This window comes from Tardiphaga sp. 37S4, assembly GCF_021044645.1.
Classification (GTDB): domain Bacteria; phylum Pseudomonadota; class Alphaproteobacteria; order Rhizobiales; family Xanthobacteraceae; genus Tardiphaga; species Tardiphaga robiniae.
The window spans coordinates 2,634,900-2,651,937 of sequence record NZ_CP088008.1 but is presented as its reverse complement, the minus strand read 5'-3'; the positions used below and the strand labels follow the sequence as shown (position 1 = coordinate 2,651,937).

At 63.1% G+C, this 17,038-nt stretch carries 19 protein-coding genes; 9 read left to right on the top strand and 10 right to left on the bottom strand.

What is annotated here, in order from left to right:
* Positions 1 to 4: 4 nt before the first annotated feature.
* The 4 genes from lexA to glp form a co-directional block, all read right to left on the bottom strand.
* Positions 5 to 727: a transcriptional repressor LexA gene (gene lexA, locus LPB73_RS12950; protein ID WP_068730850.1), complete on the bottom strand. Its 723-nt coding sequence runs from the start codon at positions 725 to 727 to the stop codon at positions 5 to 7.
* 302 nt (positions 728 to 1,029) lie between these two features.
* Entirely contained in the window at positions 1,030 to 1,599 is a 570-nt protein-coding gene (locus LPB73_RS12945) for a GNAT family N-acetyltransferase (RefSeq protein WP_256461303.1), read from the bottom strand.
* A 21-nt stretch (positions 1,600 to 1,620) separates the two neighbouring features.
* Positions 1,621 to 3,978 (bottom strand): Orn/Lys/Arg decarboxylase N-terminal domain-containing protein, encoded by a 2,358-nt coding sequence (locus LPB73_RS12940; protein ID WP_068730849.1) that lies wholly within the window; start codon positions 3,976 to 3,978, stop codon positions 1,621 to 1,623.
* Between the two features lie 156 nt (positions 3,979 to 4,134).
* Positions 4,135 to 5,343, bottom strand: coding sequence for a gephyrin-like molybdotransferase Glp (gene glp / locus LPB73_RS12935; protein ID WP_231080806.1), 1,209 nt, complete (start codon positions 5,341 to 5,343; stop codon positions 4,135 to 4,137).
* 108 nt (positions 5,344 to 5,451) lie between these two features.
* Between glp and LPB73_RS12930 the strand changes: the two genes are divergently transcribed.
* The 3 genes from LPB73_RS12930 to LPB73_RS12920 all read left to right on the top strand — a co-directional run bounded on the left by LPB73_RS12930 (position 5,452) and on the right by LPB73_RS12920 (position 6,711).
* A complete protein-coding gene (locus LPB73_RS12930) occupies positions 5,452 to 5,736 on the top strand; it encodes a hypothetical protein (RefSeq protein WP_231080805.1) in 285 nt (94 codons plus the stop codon).
* Between the two features lie 63 nt (positions 5,737 to 5,799).
* On the top strand, positions 5,800 to 5,982 hold the full coding sequence (locus LPB73_RS12925) for a CbtB domain-containing protein (protein WP_089264725.1): 183 nt from the start codon (positions 5,800 to 5,802) through the stop codon (positions 5,980 to 5,982).
* Positions 5,983 to 5,985: 3 nt separating this feature from the next.
* Positions 5,986 to 6,711: a CbtA family protein gene (locus tag LPB73_RS12920; RefSeq protein ID WP_231080804.1), complete on the top strand. Its 726-nt coding sequence runs from the start codon at positions 5,986 to 5,988 to the stop codon at positions 6,709 to 6,711.
* On the opposite strand, the gene LPB73_RS12915 is transcribed toward LPB73_RS12920, so the two are convergent.
* On the bottom strand, positions 6,708 to 7,334 hold the full coding sequence (locus LPB73_RS12915; protein WP_231080803.1) for an HAD-IA family hydrolase: 627 nt from the start codon (positions 7,332 to 7,334) through the stop codon (positions 6,708 to 6,710). The genes LPB73_RS12920 and LPB73_RS12915 overlap by 4 nt on opposite strands.
* Before the next feature lie 236 nt (positions 7,335 to 7,570).
* Positions 7,571 to 8,119 carry a MarR family winged helix-turn-helix transcriptional regulator gene (locus tag LPB73_RS12910; RefSeq protein ID WP_089264527.1) on the bottom strand — a complete coding sequence of 183 codons (549 nt, stop codon included), beginning with the start codon at positions 8,117 to 8,119 and terminating at the stop codon, positions 7,571 to 7,573.
* A gap of 233 nt (positions 8,120 to 8,352) precedes the next feature.
* Between LPB73_RS12910 and LPB73_RS12905 the strand changes: the two genes are divergently transcribed.
* The 5 genes from LPB73_RS12905 (at position 8,353) to LPB73_RS12885 (ending at position 12,072) form a co-directional block, all read left to right on the top strand.
* Complete coding sequence (locus LPB73_RS12905; protein ID WP_231081145.1) at positions 8,353 to 9,501, top strand: cytochrome P450; 1,149 nt, start codon at positions 8,353 to 8,355, stop codon at positions 9,499 to 9,501.
* A gap of 7 nt (positions 9,502 to 9,508) precedes the next feature.
* The gene (locus tag LPB73_RS12900; RefSeq protein WP_231080802.1) at positions 9,509 to 9,832 is read left to right on the top strand and encodes a 2Fe-2S iron-sulfur cluster-binding protein; all 324 of its coding nucleotides are present in this window, start codon (positions 9,509 to 9,511) and stop codon (positions 9,830 to 9,832) included.
* A 67-nt stretch (positions 9,833 to 9,899) separates the two neighbouring features.
* A complete protein-coding gene (locus tag LPB73_RS12895; RefSeq protein WP_231080801.1) occupies positions 9,900 to 11,114 on the top strand; it encodes an ABC transporter substrate-binding protein in 1,215 nt (404 codons plus the stop codon).
* 184 nt (positions 11,115 to 11,298) lie between these two features.
* Entirely contained in the window at positions 11,299 to 11,475 is a 177-nt protein-coding gene (locus tag LPB73_RS12890; RefSeq protein WP_231080800.1) for a hypothetical protein, read from the top strand.
* 234 nt (positions 11,476 to 11,709) lie between these two features.
* On the top strand, positions 11,710 to 12,072 hold the full coding sequence (locus tag LPB73_RS12885) for an H-NS family nucleoid-associated regulatory protein (RefSeq protein ID WP_231080799.1): 363 nt from the start codon (positions 11,710 to 11,712) through the stop codon (positions 12,070 to 12,072).
* Between the two features lie 6 nt (positions 12,073 to 12,078).
* On the opposite strand, the gene moaC is transcribed toward LPB73_RS12885, so the two are convergent.
* The 4 genes from moaC to LPB73_RS12865 form a co-directional block, all read right to left on the bottom strand.
* Complete coding sequence (gene moaC / locus LPB73_RS12880; protein ID WP_175367074.1) at positions 12,079 to 12,600, bottom strand: cyclic pyranopterin monophosphate synthase MoaC; 522 nt, start codon at positions 12,598 to 12,600, stop codon at positions 12,079 to 12,081.
* 2 nt (positions 12,601 to 12,602) lie between these two features.
* Entirely contained in the window at positions 12,603 to 13,409 is an 807-nt protein-coding gene (gene trpC / locus LPB73_RS12875) for an indole-3-glycerol phosphate synthase TrpC (RefSeq protein WP_231080798.1), read from the bottom strand.
* A 7-nt stretch (positions 13,410 to 13,416) separates the two neighbouring features.
* The gene (gene trpD / locus LPB73_RS12870) at positions 13,417 to 14,436 is read right to left on the bottom strand and encodes an anthranilate phosphoribosyltransferase (RefSeq protein WP_089264520.1); all 1,020 of its coding nucleotides are present in this window, start codon (positions 14,434 to 14,436) and stop codon (positions 13,417 to 13,419) included.
* Positions 14,437 to 14,554: 118 nt separating this feature from the next.
* Complete coding sequence (locus LPB73_RS12865) at positions 14,555 to 16,468, bottom strand: peptidylprolyl isomerase (protein WP_231080797.1); 1,914 nt, start codon at positions 16,466 to 16,468, stop codon at positions 14,555 to 14,557.
* 233 nt (positions 16,469 to 16,701) lie between these two features.
* On the opposite strand from LPB73_RS12865, the gene LPB73_RS12860 reads away from it, so the two are divergent.
* Positions 16,702 to 17,031 carry a hypothetical protein gene (locus LPB73_RS12860; protein ID WP_231080796.1) on the top strand — a complete coding sequence of 110 codons (330 nt, stop codon included), beginning with the start codon at positions 16,702 to 16,704 and terminating at the stop codon, positions 17,029 to 17,031.
* Positions 17,032 to 17,038: the final 7 nt, after the last annotated feature.

The window sequence follows — 17,038 nt, the reverse complement described above, 5'->3', positions numbered from 1 at the left end:
AATCTCAGTAGCGGCGATACAGGCCGATCAGCTTGCCCTGAATGCGCACCCGGTTGGGTGGCAGGATACGGACCTCGTAGGCGTCATTCGCAGGCTCCAGCGCGATCGACGCGCCGCGGCGGCGGAAGCGCTTCAACGTGGCTTCCTCGTCGTCGATCAGGGCCACCACGATGTCGCCGGTGTCGGCGCTCTCGTTGCGCTGGATCAGCACGGTGTCGCCGTCGAGAATGCCGGCGTCCTGCATGGAATCGCCGCGCACTTCGAGCGCGTAATGTTCGCCGGAACCGAGCATGTCGGCGGGCATGCTGATGGTGTGGCTACGGGTCTGCAGCGCCTCGATCGGCGTACCGGCCGCGATCCGGCCCATGACCGGGATAGCAACCGTGCGGCCATTGTCATCATCACCGCTGTTGCTGGCGATGCTGGCGGCCGAACGCACCTTGCCAAGCGTGCCTTCGATGACGCTGGGCGTGAAGCCGCGGCGCCCGGTGCCGCCGGTGACCGGTGCGCCGAGCTCTGGCAGCTTGATGACTTCGATGGCACGGGCGCGGTTGGGCAGACGGCGTATGAAGCCGCGTTCTTCCAGCGCCGTGATCAGACGATGGATGCCGGACTTCGAGCGCAGGTCGAGCGCATCCTTCATCTCGTCGAAGGACGGTGGGACGCCGGCTTCCTTCAGCCGTTGATCGATGAATCGCAGGAGTTCGTATTGTTTGCGCGTGAGCATCTGAAGCCATCCTCAGTTGACGGTGTCGGCCGCCGCGTGCGTTTCAAAGGGCCTTCGAACGGTGAGCCTCAATCCAGAGACGATCGTTCGAAGATCGGTTGCGCGAGTTCGGGCACTCTCAAACTACTCAAAGCCACAGAATCTCGAAACAAATCATGAACGAACACTATATGTTCCATATGTGTTCTGCAATGCTTAATTTGCCGTCAACAGAACGCACGTTGAGTGAGGTTTGAGGAGGCTGTTCCTCACCAGTCGTCGATCCTCGACGGACATGGAAAATGCTTCCGCGGTCGCTTGGGCTACGCGGACGTCACGCGCCCAATGGGCGGCGGCGGAGTCGTGGAGCCGGTCGCCAGCGAGCGCTGAACCATGATCGTGTCGGCCCAGCGGCCGGAGCGATAGGCGACGCCGGGCAGCAAGCCGACGCGGGCAAAGCCGAAGCTCTCATGCAAGCCGAGCGAGGCCGTGTTGTCGGCATCGATATAGCCGATGATCTGCCGGAAGCCGGCCGCCGCGCAGACATCGATCAACTCGCGCATCAACAGCCGGCCGATGCCCCGGCCGACATGTCCGTGGTGGATATAGATCGAATGCTTGACCGTGTAGCGATAGGCCGGTCGCTTCCGAAACAGCACCACATAGGCGTAGCCGACGACCTCGCCGCCTTGCGTGGCGACGAGATGCGGGAACCGTTTGCTGCGCAGGTTCTTGCGCCGGTCTCTGAGATCGTCGGGCTGCGGCGTGTCCGCGTCGCTGACGCCTTCCTCGACGCCTTGCCGGATGTGCCGGCGATAGATCGCCAGCATGGCATCGACGTCGGTGTCGCGTGATGGTCGGATGACGACCGGCTGTTCGAGTTCCGTTGGCAAATCAGGCTCCTTACGTGCTCCCTATTCGGAGACCACGTAAGTGTAAAGTCGGATCCGGCCATTGGCGTCGACCTTGCGGTAGATGCCCTGGATTTCGACGTCGAAGCCCGGGAAGGTGTTGAAGCAGGTCTCGAACATCCTGAGATAATCGATCATCGGCTTTGACCGTTCGGTGAGCCGTTCTCCGGGGACGATCGTGGCGATGCCGGGCGGGTAGACCACGAACGGCGTCGTCGCGACGCGCCCGAAGATCTCATCGATCGGGAGGTAATCGACGTCGTTGCGCACCAGACAGCGCGCGGCATCATGGGGTGACATGGCAATCTCCGGCAGATGGTCAGCGGAGAATTGCCTGGTCTGAAGTTCGCTCACATTGGCCTCGCGGAAGAACCGGTGCATGTCGCCGCATAGATCCCTCAGGCGTATGCCCGCGTAACGCGCGGGCCTGCGCCGTGCGAATTCCGGGATGACGTCTTCGAGCAGGGCGTTGTCGTCATGAAGCTTCTTGAAGGCGACGAGGCCCGATATCAGCGTGCCGGCCTTGCTGGCTTCCACGCCGGGCGTCAGCAGGAAGAGCAGCGAGTTGAGATCGTTCTTCTCCGGCACGATGCGATTTTCGCGCAGGAACTGCGCGACCACGGGCGCGGGGATGCCGTGTTCCGCATAGCCGCCGGTGGTGCGGTCGAAGCCGGGTGTCAGCACCGTCAGCTTGTTGGGATCGGTCATGGTGAAACCGGCTTCCATGCCGGGGAAGCCATGCCAAGCGGCGTCAGGCGCGAGCTGCCAATAAGCCGGATTGGTGGCGAGCTGGTCAGTGCCGATGCTTTCCCACGGCACATTGTGAACAGCACCTTCGCTGGCTGCGTCGGGAATCGCGACGCGCTCGGGCACGAAGGGTTCGAAGAACCAGCGACGCTCGGCGCGGGTTTCCTTCTCCTCGAACTCGCGGCGCACCGCGCGCATCTTCTTGCGCAGTTCGATGCCGAGGCGGATCGTATCGTCCCACAACACTTCGCCCGAGCGGCCCTTCATCATCTGCGCGCCGACATCCAATGATGCGAACAGTGGATAGAATGGCGAGGTCGAGGCGTGCTGCATGAAGCTTTCGTTGAAGCGCCGGTGCTCGACGCGGCGCTTCTGCCCGCGGATGTGGCGATCCTTCATGTGGATCTGCGACGCCTGCGAGAAGCTCGCGAGCTGCTTATGGGTCGACTGCGTCGCGATGATACCCGGGGAATCCGGACCAAGCTCCTTGAGCCCCATGGCGAAGCGACCGGCATAGAGCGGGTGGAATTTCATGAAGCCCGCCCAGGCTTCGTCGAACAGGATGTAATCGCAGAGATGGCCGATGCGCGCGATGATCATCTCGGCGCTGTAGATGGTGCCGTCATAGGTGCACTGTTCGACCACGGCGACGCGGAACGGGCGTGGACGCTTCCAGGCCTCGGGATCCGTGACCAACGGATTGATACGGATGCGCTCGCGCAGCGCGTCCTCGTCGAGCGCGTCCCAGTTCATCGGGCCGATCAGGCCCCAGGGATTGCGCGTCGTTGGCACATAGATCGGCACACCGCCTGAAATCATCAATGCGCCGTGCAAGGCCGCCTTGTGGTTGTTGCGGTCGAACAGCACGAGGTCACCATCGGTGACCAGAGCCGATAGCGCGACCTTGTTGGAGGTCGAGGTGCCGTTGAGCACGAAATAGGTTTTCTCCGCCCCGAAGATCTGCGCGGCTTCCTTCTGCGCCTGCAAAGCAGGGCCCTCATGGGTCAGCAGATCGCCGAGATCGAGCACCGAATTGTCGAGGTCGTCGCGAAACACGGCTTCGCCGAGATGTTCCATGAACACGCGGCCGATCGGGCTGCGGCTGTAGAACACGCCGCCATTGTGGCCCGGGCAGGTCCAGAGCTGGTTGCCTTCCTCGGCGTAGTCGACCAGCGCGCCGAAGAACGGCGTCTTCAGCGTCTCGGCATATTGCTTCAACCGGCTGATCAGATTCTTGGCGATGAACGGCGGCGTTTCTTCGGACAGGAAGACATAGCCGTCGATGAAATCGAGCACCTCGACCGGGACGTCTTCAAACCGCTTGCGACGGATCAGCAGGATGATGGGGAAGTCCAGGCCCCGTTTACGCATCAGGTTGATCAGCGCCGCGGTCTTGCCTTCGAGGCCCTTCTTGCCCCAGTCGACCACCATGCAGCCGATCGCCGCGTCGGTCTGGACCGCGATCGTTGCGTCTTCGAGCTTGCGCGCCTTGACGACCTCGAAGCCGGAACGCTCGATCTCGTCGACGATCTGATTGAGGCGAATGCCCTCGAGATCGTCGGCGTCGAATGTTGGCATCGCAAACAGGAAATTGAAGCGTTTGAAATAGTCCATTTGTGCACCGATCTTGTTTCGCAGCGATGTCTCGCTGCGTTACGTGACAATTCAGTGACTGAAGCCGCGTTAAGGTATCTCAGTCAGAAAAAAGGTTTGGGAGCATGCCGCAAGGTGGGAGTTCCGAACGCGGCGTCGTTCTGTGAGGAGGCGCCGCTAGGTTGGCAGTCGTATGATGGCGCATGAATCCCCGGCCGCCGCGGCCGGCGCGAATGGCTTGCGGATCAGAAGTCCTTCGGCAACAGCCAGATTTCCTAGCAGCGACGAGTCCTGTTTCATCACCGGCGTCGCCACCACGGTGCCGTCGGCGCGGGTTTCCAGACGCGTGCGCAGATAGTCCTCGCGCTGGTCGTTGGCGGCGAGGTCGCGGCCGAGCACCGCGGGTTCGAGCGCGTGAGCGACCTCGTTTCGGCCGGATAGCGCGCGCAGCAGCGGCACCATGAACAGGAAGCCGCAGACATAGGACGAGACGGGATTGCCGGGCAGGCCGATCACGCGCATGCCCTGGCGGCGTCCGTGCATCATCGGCTTGCCGGGCCGCATGGCGATGCGCCAGAACGCCATCTCGACGCCGGCATTGATCAGGGATTGCTGCACGAGGTCGTGGTCGCCGACCGACGCGCCGCCGGTGGTGATCAGCACGTCGGCCTTCAGATCGATCGCGCGCTGAATGGCCGATGTGGTCGCCTCCAACGTGTCGACGGCGATGCCGAGATCGACCACCTCGGCGCCTTCGGCACGGGCCAGTGCACGCAGCGCGAAGCCATTGGAGAGCACGATCTGGCCGGGGCCGGGGACCGCACCGGGCATGACCAGTTCGTCGCCGGTGGCGAGCACCGCAACGACCGGCCGTCGCCGCACGGGCAGTGACGGATGGTTCATCCCGGCAGCAAGCGCCAGGTCGCGATCGGTGAGGCGGGTGCCGGCGCGCAGCAGCACATCGCCTTCGTTGAAATCGACGCCAGCCGGGCGGATATGCTTGCCGGAAATCGCAGCTTCGTTGATCCCGACGACGTCACCTTCGCGCGTTGTGTCTTCCTGGATCACCACGGCGTCGGCGCCAGCGGGCAGCACGCCGCCGGTGAAGATTCGCAGGGCTTCGCCGGTCTGCAGCGGGCGGTCGAACGGCTTGCCTGCGGCGATCTCGCCGATGACGCGGAGCTTGGCGCCCAGTGTCGCATCGGCGGCGCGCACGGCATAGCCGTCCATCGCTGACATGGGCTCCGGTGGTTGCGTTCGCCGCGAAGCGATGTCGCGGGCGAGCACGCGGTGGAACGCGTCTTCCAGCGGCACCATCTCCTCAGGCAGCGCATCGGCGCCCGCGAGAATCGCGGCCATGGCATCGGTAACCGGCATCAGGGCCATCGCGGGGATCTCCGGCAGTGTGGGCGCCCGTCATAGCGGAGAGCGGGAGCGGACGCAAAACCACAGCCGCTTTGGCGGGGCAGGGAAACACGATAGACATCGGCGATCATGACCGACAACCACGCCGCAACCGACGATGAAGCGCCTGTCTGGCGGGCGGATGTCGATGCGCTGGCATTCCGGCCGTCCGGCCATTGCGGGCTGTGCATGGTGCACCGTCATGCGTTCCGGACGCTGCTCCGGCGTTACCCGTCGCCGGAGGAATGCGCGGCCTATTTCCGCGACCACAGAGAAGTGTTCCAGGCGGCGGCCGGCGCCAAGCTGGTGCGTGCGCCGGTGGCGGCAGATGCGAATTTTCATCTGACCAGCCGCGATCTCGCCCGCGCGATGTAAAATTAACGGTCGCGCCGCCGGTGCAACTCGGCTAAATTGGCGGTCTATTTCGCGAGGATTCCGATGCAACAGACCCAGACCGCCCAGATCTCCGCCGTCACCACTGACGTCAATGTCGTCGTGCAGGCCGTTCTGGCCATGGCGCTCGGTCTGTTCATCGTCGGCGTGGTCGGCTTCTCGCATATCAGCGCCGTCCACAATGCGGCCCATGACACGCGCCACGCCAACGCATTCCCCTGCCACTGAGACATGTCCGTCTTCAGGTCGATCGTTTTCTCGGCAGCGCTGGCTGGCGTGATCACTGGTGCTGCCATCACCGGCGCCCAGATGGTCGGGACCATTCCCCTGATCCAGAAAAGCGAAGTTTATGAGCGCAAGGCGGAAGCGCCGGCTGCTGTTGCGCCGACGGCTGCCGCGCAGCCCGCCCATACGCACGACCATGGCGCCGCCGCCCATAGTCATGAGGCCGAATGGGAGCCCGCCGAGGGCTTGCAGCGCAATGCCTTCACCACCGGCGCTAATATCCTGACGGCCATCGGCTTCGCGTTGCTGCTGGCCGGCATCTTCGCGCTGCGCGGCCGGGCCGTGGGTTGGCGGGAAGGGCTGTTCTGGGGCCTCGGCGGTTTCGTCGTCTTCACGGCGGCGCCCGGCCTCGGCCTGCCGCCGGAATTACCGGGAATGCCTGTCGCCGACCTCACACTGCGCCAGACCTGGTGGATCGGCACTGCCTGCGCCACCGCGGCGGGGCTCGGCCTGCTGGTCTTCCGCAAGGCGTCATGGGCCGCCATTCTCGGCCTTGGCCTGATCGTCCTGCCGCACCTGATCGGCGCACCGCTGGCGCCGGCTGGCCATACGGATGTCCCCGAGGCACTGTCGCACAGTTTCGTCGTTGCGGCGGTCCTGACCAGCCTGCTGTTCTGGGCACTGCTCGGCGTCCTCACCAGCATCGCCTTCCAGCGCATCTCGCGGATCTAAAGCCCGAGTGCCTTGAGCGCCTCGGCGACCGATGTCGGCGAGGTGACGTGGACGGCCTGCAATCCGCAGGCGCGAGCGGCCTCGATATTGTCGGCAAGATCGTCGAAGAACACGATGCGGTCGGCGGGGATGCCGATTTCCGCGATGACGTGCTCATAGGATTTTGCATCGGGCTTGCGAAGCCCGATCGAGGACGACAGAAACACCGTGCGGAAGTGACTGAGCAGATCGGCATGGTGTTCCGAGAAATGCGTGACATGCGCGACATTGGTGTTTGAGAATGCGTAAAGCGGCCAGCGCTTCGCGGCATGCGCGAGGAGTTCGGCGATGCCCGGCATCTCCCCGACGAAGATCGCATTCCAGCCTTCGAGAAATTGTGCCGGCGTCAGATCGATACCGAGCGTGTCGTGCAGATGCGCAAAGAATGCGTCGTCGGAAATCTCGCCGCGCTCGTGTCGCATATAGACGTCGCCGCGCGCAAACCGGCTCACGATGTCGTCCGGTGTACACTGCGCGTAGTCCGACCAGACCTTCAGCACGCGCGTGAAATCGATATCCAGCACGACGCGGCCAAGATCAAACAGCAGGGCGTCTGCGGAATTTGGCGTAAGCGACATCGTCATCTGTATCTTTTGGCTCAACGATTGAACATGTGCGGTGCAGGTTAGTGGATGATGGCAGAAAATCCTTGCCTCCGCGTGACAAACCGTCCCGATATTTCTGTTGCCTAGGCAACTAATTCGTGAGAGCCTTTCCAAAGAGGGCGCTACCTAGAGCAGTCAACTGCCGGCCAGGGAGAGAAACGATGGTGGACCGCTTGTGCGGGACAGCGATTGATGACGCGCGAACGCGTGGTGGCCTAGCCGGTTACCGCGCCGAGATTGCCGTGAATGCGTCGCAGCAAGTCGATCAGCACTTCGCGTTCGCTTTCATCCAGACAGGACAGCAGCTTTCGCTCGCGTTCCAGTGCGGTCACGATGACGGCGTCATGGGTCGTGCGACCCTTCGTGGTCAGCGTAATCGAATGGGTGCGTGCGTCGTCCGGGTCGGCATTGATGGCGACCAGGCCGCGTTCTTCCAGCATGGCAAGCGTGCGGCTGACCGGTCCCTTGTCGAAGCCGATGACGTGGCAGATGCGCGAGGCGGGAATGCCGGGCTCGATGGCCAGCAGCGACATGATGCGCCACTCGGTGACATTCACGCCAAAGCGCTTCTGATAGAGCGCGGTCGCGTTGCGCGACAGCTTGTTCGCAATGAAGGTGATGAAGGCCGGCACATAGCGCTCGAGATCGAGCAACTGCCCGCCTTTCGAAGCGGGCGCTCTCGCGGCGACAGTCCTGACATTGACCTTGGTCACTTTCGCCTTGGCGGGCTTTCGAACCGTTTTTCCCGATCCATTCTTGCTCATGCACCACGATCCTGCCTGCCAGCGTGACGTCGTCGAAATCGGCGAGATCACGTGGTCCTGAGGAATAGAGACACGCAGCCGCAATTGCCAACAAGAAAATATGGGAGATTCACATGGTTGCCACGGTCACGACGGCATCGCCCCACACCCCGCCGGTGCTGTCCTTTGGCGGAGCCTTGCTGAACGACGCGTCGTCTCAGCCCGTCGTCCACCTCGACGTCGATCCCTTCGCCATGGACTTCTTCGCCGATCCTCACCCCACCCACGAGGTGCTGCGTGAAGCCGGGCCCGTGGTGTATCTCGACAAATGGAACGTCTACGCGGTCGCGCGTTATGCCGAAGTTCATGCAGTCCTGAACGATCCCACGACGTTCTGCTCGAGCCGCGGCGTGGGCCTCAGCGATTTCGCCAGGGAGAAGCCGTGGCGCCCGCAGAGCCTCATCCTCGAAGCCGACCCGCCGGCGCATACGCGCACGCGCGCCGTGCTCAATAAAGTGCTGTCGCCCGCGGTGATGAAGCAACTGCGCGATGGCTTTGCCGCGGCGGCTGATGCCAAGGTCGACGAACTGCTGGAGCGGCGCAGTTTCGACGCGGTCGCGGATCTTGCCGAAGCCTATCCACTCTCGGTGTTCCCCGATGCGATGGGACTGCAGAAGGAGGGCCGCGAAAACCTGCTGCCTTATGCTGGTCTTGTCTTCAACGCGTTCGGCCCGCCGAACCAGCTGCGCCAGGACGCCATCGAACGCTCTGCGCCGCATCAGGCCTATGTCGCCGCGCAATGCCAGCGCGACAATCTCGCGCCCGGCGGTTTCGGCGCCTGCATCCATGCGCGGGTCGACACCGGCGACATCACCGCCGACGAGGCGCCGCTGCTGGTGCGCTCATTGCTGTCGGCAGGGCTGGACACGACGGTGAACGGTATCGGCGCTGCCGTTTATTGCCTGGCGCGCTACCCGCAAGAATTCGCGCGGCTGCGCAGCGACCTGTCGCTGGCGCGCAATGCTTTCGAGGAGGCCGTGCGTTACGAAAGCCCCGTGCAGACCTTCTTCCGCACCACGACGCGCGACGTCGAGATTAGTGGTTGTCGTGTCGGTGAGGGCGAGAAAGTGCTGATGTTCCTGGCCGCCGCCAACCGCGATCCGCGCCGCTGGGCCGATCCCGAACGCTACGACATCACCCGCAAGACGTCCGGTCATGTCGGTTTCGGCTCCGGCATCCACATGTGCGTCGGCCAGCTCGTGGCGCGGCTTGAGGGCGAGGTCATGCTCTCCGCACTGGCGCGCAAGGTCGCGTCGATCGAGATCACCGGCGACGTCAAGCGCCGTTACAACAACACACTGCGCGGGCTCGAAAGCCTGCCGGTCACCTTCACGCCTGCCTGAGGATCCTATGCCGAGCATTACGTTCATTCATCACGACACCCGTGCCGAGACAGTCCGCGCCAATGATGGCGATAGCGCCATGTATACGGCGCTGCTGCATGGCATCGACGGCATTACGGGCGAATGCGGCGGCGGCGCGGTCTGCGCCACCTGCCACGTCTATGTCGACGACAACTGGCTAGGCAAAGTTGGCGCAGTCGGTGCCGACGAGGATGAGTTGCTGGAAGGCGTCGCCAGCGAGCGGCTGCCGAACAGCCGGCTGTCGTGCCAGATCAAGATCACCGAGGCGCTCGATGGCCTCGTGCTCCGGCTGCCGGAGCGACAGGTGTAGTTCGCAAGAAAGACCGCGACCGGCAACGTCCGGACCCGCGCAATCAAGGTAGAGGGGAGAGACGACAATGAAGGGCTTGAAGACAGTTTTGGCTGCTGCGGCATCCTGCGTGATGGCGACGGCAGTCCAGGCGCAGGTGTCCGACGATGTGGTGCGGGTCGGTGTGCTCAACGATATTTCCGGCGTGTTCCAGGACACCAACGGCATGGGCTCGGTGGAAGCCGCGCGGATGGCGGCCGAGGATTTCAACGGCGGCGGCAAGAATATCAAGGTCGAGATCGTCTATGCCGACCATCAGAACAAGGCGGATGTCGGCTCCGCCATCGCGCGCAAATGGCTCGATGTCGAAAAGGTCGATGCCATCGTCGACGTACCGAATTCGTCGGTCGGTCTCGCCATCAACAATATCGCCCGCAACACCAGAATGACGTTCCTGGCCTCATCCACCGCGACGTCGGACCTCACGGGTAAGGACTGTTCGCCGAACACGATCCAGTGGGTCAACGACGCATGGGCCACCGGCAACACCACCGCGGCGGCGATGATGCAGCGGGGCGGTGACGACTGGTACTTTCTCACGGTGAATTACGCGCTGGGGCAGGGCATCGAGGCCGAAGCCACCAATTACATCACGAAGAACGGCGGCAAGGTGCTGGGGTCATCGAAGCACCCGCTCGGCACCTCCGATTTCGCCTCGCTATTGCTGCAGGCGCAGAGCTCCAAGGCCAAGGTGATCGGTCTTGCCAATGCCGGCGCGGATGCCATCAATGCGGTCAAGCAAGCTGGTGAGTTCGGCATGCAGGATGGCCCGCAGAAGCTGGTCGCATTCCTGATCTTCATCAATGACGTTCACGGCATGGGCCTGAAGACCGCGCAGGGCCTGTTGCTGACGGAATCCTTCTACTGGGACATGGATGATGACACCCGCGCCTTTGGCAAACGCTTTGCGGCGCGGCCGGGCATGAACAGCAAGATGCCGAGCGCCAATCAGGCGGGCGTTTATGCCTCCACGCTGGCCTATCTCAATGCCGTGGCCGCCAAGGGCAGCGACGATGCCAGTGTCGTCGTACCGCAGATGAAGACCTTCAAGGGCAAGGACAAGCTGTTCGGTGAGGTCACGATCCGCGCCGATGGCCGTGTCATTCATCCGATCTATCTGTTCGAGATCAAGAAGCCGGCAGAGTCGAAGGGGCCGTATGACTATTACAAGCTGCTCTCGACGATCCCAGCCGAAAAGGCGTTCCGGCCGATGGCCGAGGGTGGTTGTCCGATGATCAAGTAGCCTATCGCGCATCGATACCGGCAACATCAGTCGTTCCCGGTATCGATGTGGGTCCAGTTGCGGGAGTTGGCGGATTGGTAGGTAACTTGCTGCTCCGCAGAAAATACATGCGGGCTATTTCAAACCTAAAAGGCTATTCCACGTACCTAATGACATCGAACCCCTTTGATTTAAAGGATTTGGAATGTCGATTATGGTTGGATGGATGGTCTTGCTGCTGCCGCCTGCTGCGTGGTTGCTGGTCAAACGATATGAGCGTCATCTCGATGCGCAGATCGGGCCGTGGATCGTCAGTGAGATGAAGCCGCAGCGCAGCCGGCAGCGTCTCGTGCGCGAGCACCGTGATGACAGCGATTGCTGAAATCCGCCCCTATTCAGGTTACCGCAAAACTTACAATGCGCGCGCGTAACTAAGTAGTGCGCATTCACACTTGGCCTCGCCCTGCTTGGTAGTGCTGATCCCGCCACGAGCACCAGCCTGGATGTCTCATCCGTCCGGTTGGTTGCTTGATGTGGCCCGGGACCGCCGCCAAACACCCCCATGTCGCGCGCGGTCCCGGTTATTGTTTGTAAACAAGAACATGAGGGATCGATGATGGCGCAGGATCACGATTTCACAGTGATGTCGGTGGACGCGCTCTGGGACCTTCATGAGAAGTTGCGCGTCGTGCTCGCCGCGAAGATGGCTGAGCAGCGACAGGAACTCGACGAGCGTCTGCGCGATCTCGAGCAGTTCTCAACCTCATCGAGGCGTGCTGTCGCAGCATTGCGGCCGAAGGCCGGTCCGGTCTATCGCAATCCGGAGCAGCCGTCGCAGATCTGGTCGGGCAGAGGTCTGCGTCCGCGCTGGCTGGTGTTTCAGCTCACCGCGGGGCGCTCGCTGGATGAGTTTCGGGTCGAGCCTGACAGCATCTTCCGAATGCCATCGAATGTACCGCAGGCGCACAAGAGCGCCTGATCGCAATCAGTCGGCGGCGTTGTCCGTCACCAGATAGTGCCCGGACTTGCCACCCTTTTTCTCGACGAGGTGGATGCCCTCGATGCGGACACCGCGCTCGACGGCCTTGATCATGTCGTAGATTGTCAGGCATGCGACGGAGACGGCCGTCAGCGCTTCCATCTCGACGCCCGTGGGGCCCGTGACCTTGACTGATGCACGTACGCGGCAGCCCGGCAGTTTCTTGTCGGGCGTGATGTCCAGCGTGACTTTGGATAGCGCCAGCGGATGGCACAGCGGGATCAGATCCGATGTGCGCTTTGCCGCCATGATGCCGGCGATACGCGCCGTGCCGAGCACATCGCCCTTCTTGGCATTGCCGGAGACGATCATGTCGAGCGTCGCCTTGCTCATGATCACCAGACCTTCGGCAACCGCGATGCGTTCGGTCGCCGGTTTCTCCGACACATCGACCATGCGGGCCTCGCCCGAGGAATCGATGTGGGTGAGGGCCGGGGCCTGCTTCGATTTTTTCGTCTTGCCGGACATGATCAATGCGTTCCGTTCGCGCGCTTGAGCAGCGTTTGCGTTGCAGCCGTCACGTCCGCCTGCCGCATCAGGCTTTCCCCGACCAGGAAGGTGGAGATGCCGACGCGATCGAGGCGTGCGAGGTCGTCTGGCGTGAAGATGCCGCTTTCGCCGACCTTGAGACGATCCCGGGGGATCATCGGCGCCAGCGTTTCGCTGGCGGTCAGCGTGGTCTCGAAGGTGCGCAGATTGCGGTTGTTGATGCCGACCATCGGCGAGCGCAGGTTCAGCGCGCGTTCCAGCTCCGGCTGGTCGTGGATTTCGATCAGCACATCCATGCCGTGGTCGATGGCGGCGTCTTCGATGTCACGCGCCTGCGCATCGTCGAGTGCAGCCATGATGATCAGGATGCAATCGGCGCCATGGGCGCGGGCCTCGACCACCTGATAGGTGTCGAACATGAAGTCCTTGCGCAGCACCGGCAGTTTGGTCGCGGCGCGCGCCGCGACCATGAAGTCGAGATGCCCTTCAAACGACGGCGTATCGGTCAGGACGGAGAGACACGCGGCGCCGCCGGCTTCATAGGCCTTGGCCAGCGTCGGCGGATCGAAGTCCTCGCGAATGAGCCCTTTGGACGGCGAGGCCTTCTTGATTTCGGCGATCAGCGCGAACTCGTTCTTGTCGAGCTTTTTGTGGATCGCGGTCATGAAGCCGCGCGGCGCCGGCGCAGCCTTGGCCAGCGCTTCGATGGAAGCGATGGGATGGGCGCGTTTCGCCGCCGCGATTTCTTCGCGCTTGTAAGCTTCGATCTTGGTCAGGATGTCGGACATCGTCGTCTCACAGGTTTGCGTTGGAGACGGCGACCAGTCGCTTCAGCTTCTCCAGCGCTGCGCCGCTGTCGAGCGACTTCTGACCGAGTGCCACGCCTTCCTTCACGTCCTTGACCTTGCCGGCCACGATCAGCGCCGCGGCAGCATTGAGCAGCGCGACGTCACGGAAGGCACTCGGCTTGCCATCGAGCACGGCCTGCAGTGAGGCGGCGTTCTCCTGGGCGTCGCCGCCCTTCAGGGAATCCGGACCGGTGCGCGGCAGGCCCGCATCCTCGGGTGAAATCTCGAAGCTGCGGATATTGCCGTTTTCCAGCGCTGCCACGAAGGTCGGGCCGGTGAGGGTGATCTCATCGAGGCCATCGGAGCCGTGCACGACCCAGGCGGATTCGGAGCCGAGATTCTTCAGCACCTGTGCCAGCGGAAGCACCCATTGCCGCGAGAAAACGCCGACCATCTGCCGGGTGACGCCGGCGGGATTGGACAGTGGCCCAAGTAGGTTGAAGATGGTGCGGGTGGCGAGCTCGACGCGGGTCGGGCCGACATTCTTCATGGCCGGATGATGCGCGGGCGCGAACATGAAGCCGATGCCGGTCTCCTTCAGGCAGCGGCTGACATCGTCGGGCGTGAGGTCGATCTTGACGCCGAGGGCCGCCAGCACGTCTGCCGCGCCAGAGCGTGACGACAGCGCACGATTGCCGTGCTTGGCAACCGGTACGCCACAGCCGGCGACGATGAACGACGCACAGGTCGAGACGTTCACGGAACCGGAGCCGTCGCCGCCGGTACCGACCACATCGACAGCGCCGGCCGGTGCGTCGACCCGCAGCATCTTGGCGCGCATCACCTCAACCGCGCCGGTGATCTCGTCCACGGTCTCGCCGCGCACGCGCAGCGCCATCAACAGGCCGCCCATTTGCGAAGGCGTGGCTTCGCCCGACATCATGCTGTCGAAGGCCGCCGAGGCTTCCTCACGCGAGAGGGAGGCGCCGGTCGCGACCTTGGCAATGATTGCCCTGAGATTGTCCATCGGATGCTTTCAGAGTGATGCACATCGCATTGCAGGCGACATCTGCGACGAAGCCATCCAGCCTTTGCTTGTTGCTTCTGGATGGCTTCGCTGCGCCCGCAATGACGACGTGGGTTTCCTAATTGGTGTTGCTGTTCGCGGCGCCGGTGGCGATCGCAAGGGCTTCCGCGTTGATCTTGGTGCCGATCTGCGTCTCGAGCCTGGTGACATACTGTGCGACCTGTTCATCGGTCAGCCCGCGCTGCAATGTCTCCTTCAGCTTCTTGGCGTCTTCGGAAGCCATGTCGACCGCGGGTGCAGTGACATCGGTGATCCGGTAGACGATCCATTCCGACGGCGTGGCGCCCTGGGCCTGTCCGGCCGAATCCTTGACGCCGCGGAACACAGACTGGATGACGCCGGCCGAGAGAGCCGGATCGCTCGCGTCGCGCTTGAATGGCGCGGAGGTCACGACCTTGAGTCCGGCTGCCGCGGCTTCGTCGGCGAGCTTGGCACCGCTTTCGAGCTTCTTCGCCATGTCGACAGCCTTGTCGCGCAGACGCGTGGTGATCTGCTCTTCGCGCCAACGTGCCTCGACCTGCGGCTTCACTTCGTCGAGCGTACGGTCGCGCGCCGGCGTGACGCCGAGCACGTCGTACCAGATGTAACCGCCGCCGGCCTGCAATGCGTCGTTGTCGACGCCGACATCGCTGTTGAAGGCCTGGGTCACGACGTCCACACCCGTCGGCAGGCCGGCAACGGGCTGGCCGTCCGGCGTACGGCCGGAGCGATCGACGGCCTCGATGGTGACGGCGGTGAGGCCGAGCTTCTTGGCGGTATCGACGACATTGGCTCCGCCACCGCGTTCGTCTTCGATCTTGTTGTGCATGTCGGACACGACGGCACGGGCGCGCTCGATGGCAATATCGCGCTTCAGGTTGGCGGCAACGCTGTCATAGCTCGGCGTCGTGCCGGCCTGAACCTTGCCGACCTTGACCAGCGTCACGCCGAACCGTCCGGTGATCGGCTGGCTGATGCCATCCGGTGCCAGCGAGAAGGCAGCATTCGCGACGGAAGGATCGATAATGCCCGCTTTGGCAACCATGCCGAGATCGATGTCGGAGGCGGACAGCCCGCGTTCCTTGGCGAGGTCCTCGAACTTGAACGTATCGTTCAACTTGGCGCGGCCGGCTTCAGCGTCCGCCACGTTCGGGAAGACGATCTGCGAGATCTGGCGCTGTTCCGGCGTGGAGAGCTTGTCCTTGCGCTCCTCGAACACCTTCCTGGCGTCGTCGTCCGACACCGTCGACCACTTCGCCATCTCGTCGGGCGTCAAAGCGAGGAAGGCAATCTTGCGATATTCGGGGGCGCGGAACTGGGTCTTGCGCTCGTCGAAATAGGCGGCGAGGGCTTCGGGCGAGGGCGCCTCAATGGTCCCGGCCTGTGCAGCATCGAGCTTCACGTAATCGATGGTGCGGGTCTCGTTCTGATAGCGGCTCAGCGCCTCGATCATCGTCTTCGGCGGCTCGACGCCTGACGTGACGGTGCCGGCGATCTGGCGGCGCAGCGACACCTTGCGCTGTTCGGCGATGTAGCGCTGTTCGGTGAAGCCCAGCGAGCGGATCAGCTGCTGGAAGCGCGGCGCATCGAAGCCGCCGGTCGGGCTCTGGAAGTTCGGGTCCGCAATGATCTGCCGCATCACCTCGGCGTCGCCGACACCGAGACCCTTGCGACGCGCGTCTTCATCCAGGGCCGCTTCGGCGACGACCTGCTGCAGGACCTGGCGGTCGAGGCCGAAAGCACGGGCCTGATCCGAGGTCAGCGGGCGGCCGAACTGGCGGCCGATCTGCTGCAGCTTGTCGTTATAGAGCTGGCGGAACTGCTCGGTCGTGATCTCGGTCGAGCCGATGGTGGCGAGCTTGGACTGTCCATAGCCCTTGAACGCGTCGGCGATGCCCCAGATGCCGAAGCTGACAATCAGCACGCCCATCACGACGGCCATAATCGTCTTGCCAATCCAGTTGGATGAGGCTTTGCGCATTCCTCGAAGCATAGGGTCTTCTTATCTGTCAGGAGGGGAATCGGCTCGCACCAGCAGCCCATGGGGCCGGAGGGCGTCGCCAAATAGGAGGCGCATCATAAAGTGGCAAAAGCCGGGTCGCAACCGGCTGGGGCGGGGCGGATTGAAGCGGTTTCCGGCGCTACCGCGAGGCATTAACGGCAGATGGAACTTTCCGGCCCGCTGCTGCTTTGTTGAGCGGGCGTTCAGGCCTGCCGGGAGACATCATGCGCATCGGTTGGCGATCGGGAGTTGCCGCCTGCGGCATCTGGATGGCGCTCGCGCCGGCAGGCGCGCAGCCAAATCCGGCGATGCAGAATCCCACGGTGACGAAGTCGACGAATTCGCAGCCGACAACAGAAACGCCGCCACTTCCCGGCGCCAATAGTTTCACCGAAGGTCAGGCTCGCAAGTCGTTGGAGTCACAAGGCTATGTCGACGTGTCGCCGCTGGTGAACGACAGCCAGGGGATCTGGCGCGGCACTGCGATGAGCGGATCCAAGAAGGTCGATGTCAGCGTCGACTACAAGGGCAACGTCTCGGCGAAGCCGGAATGACCGTGGG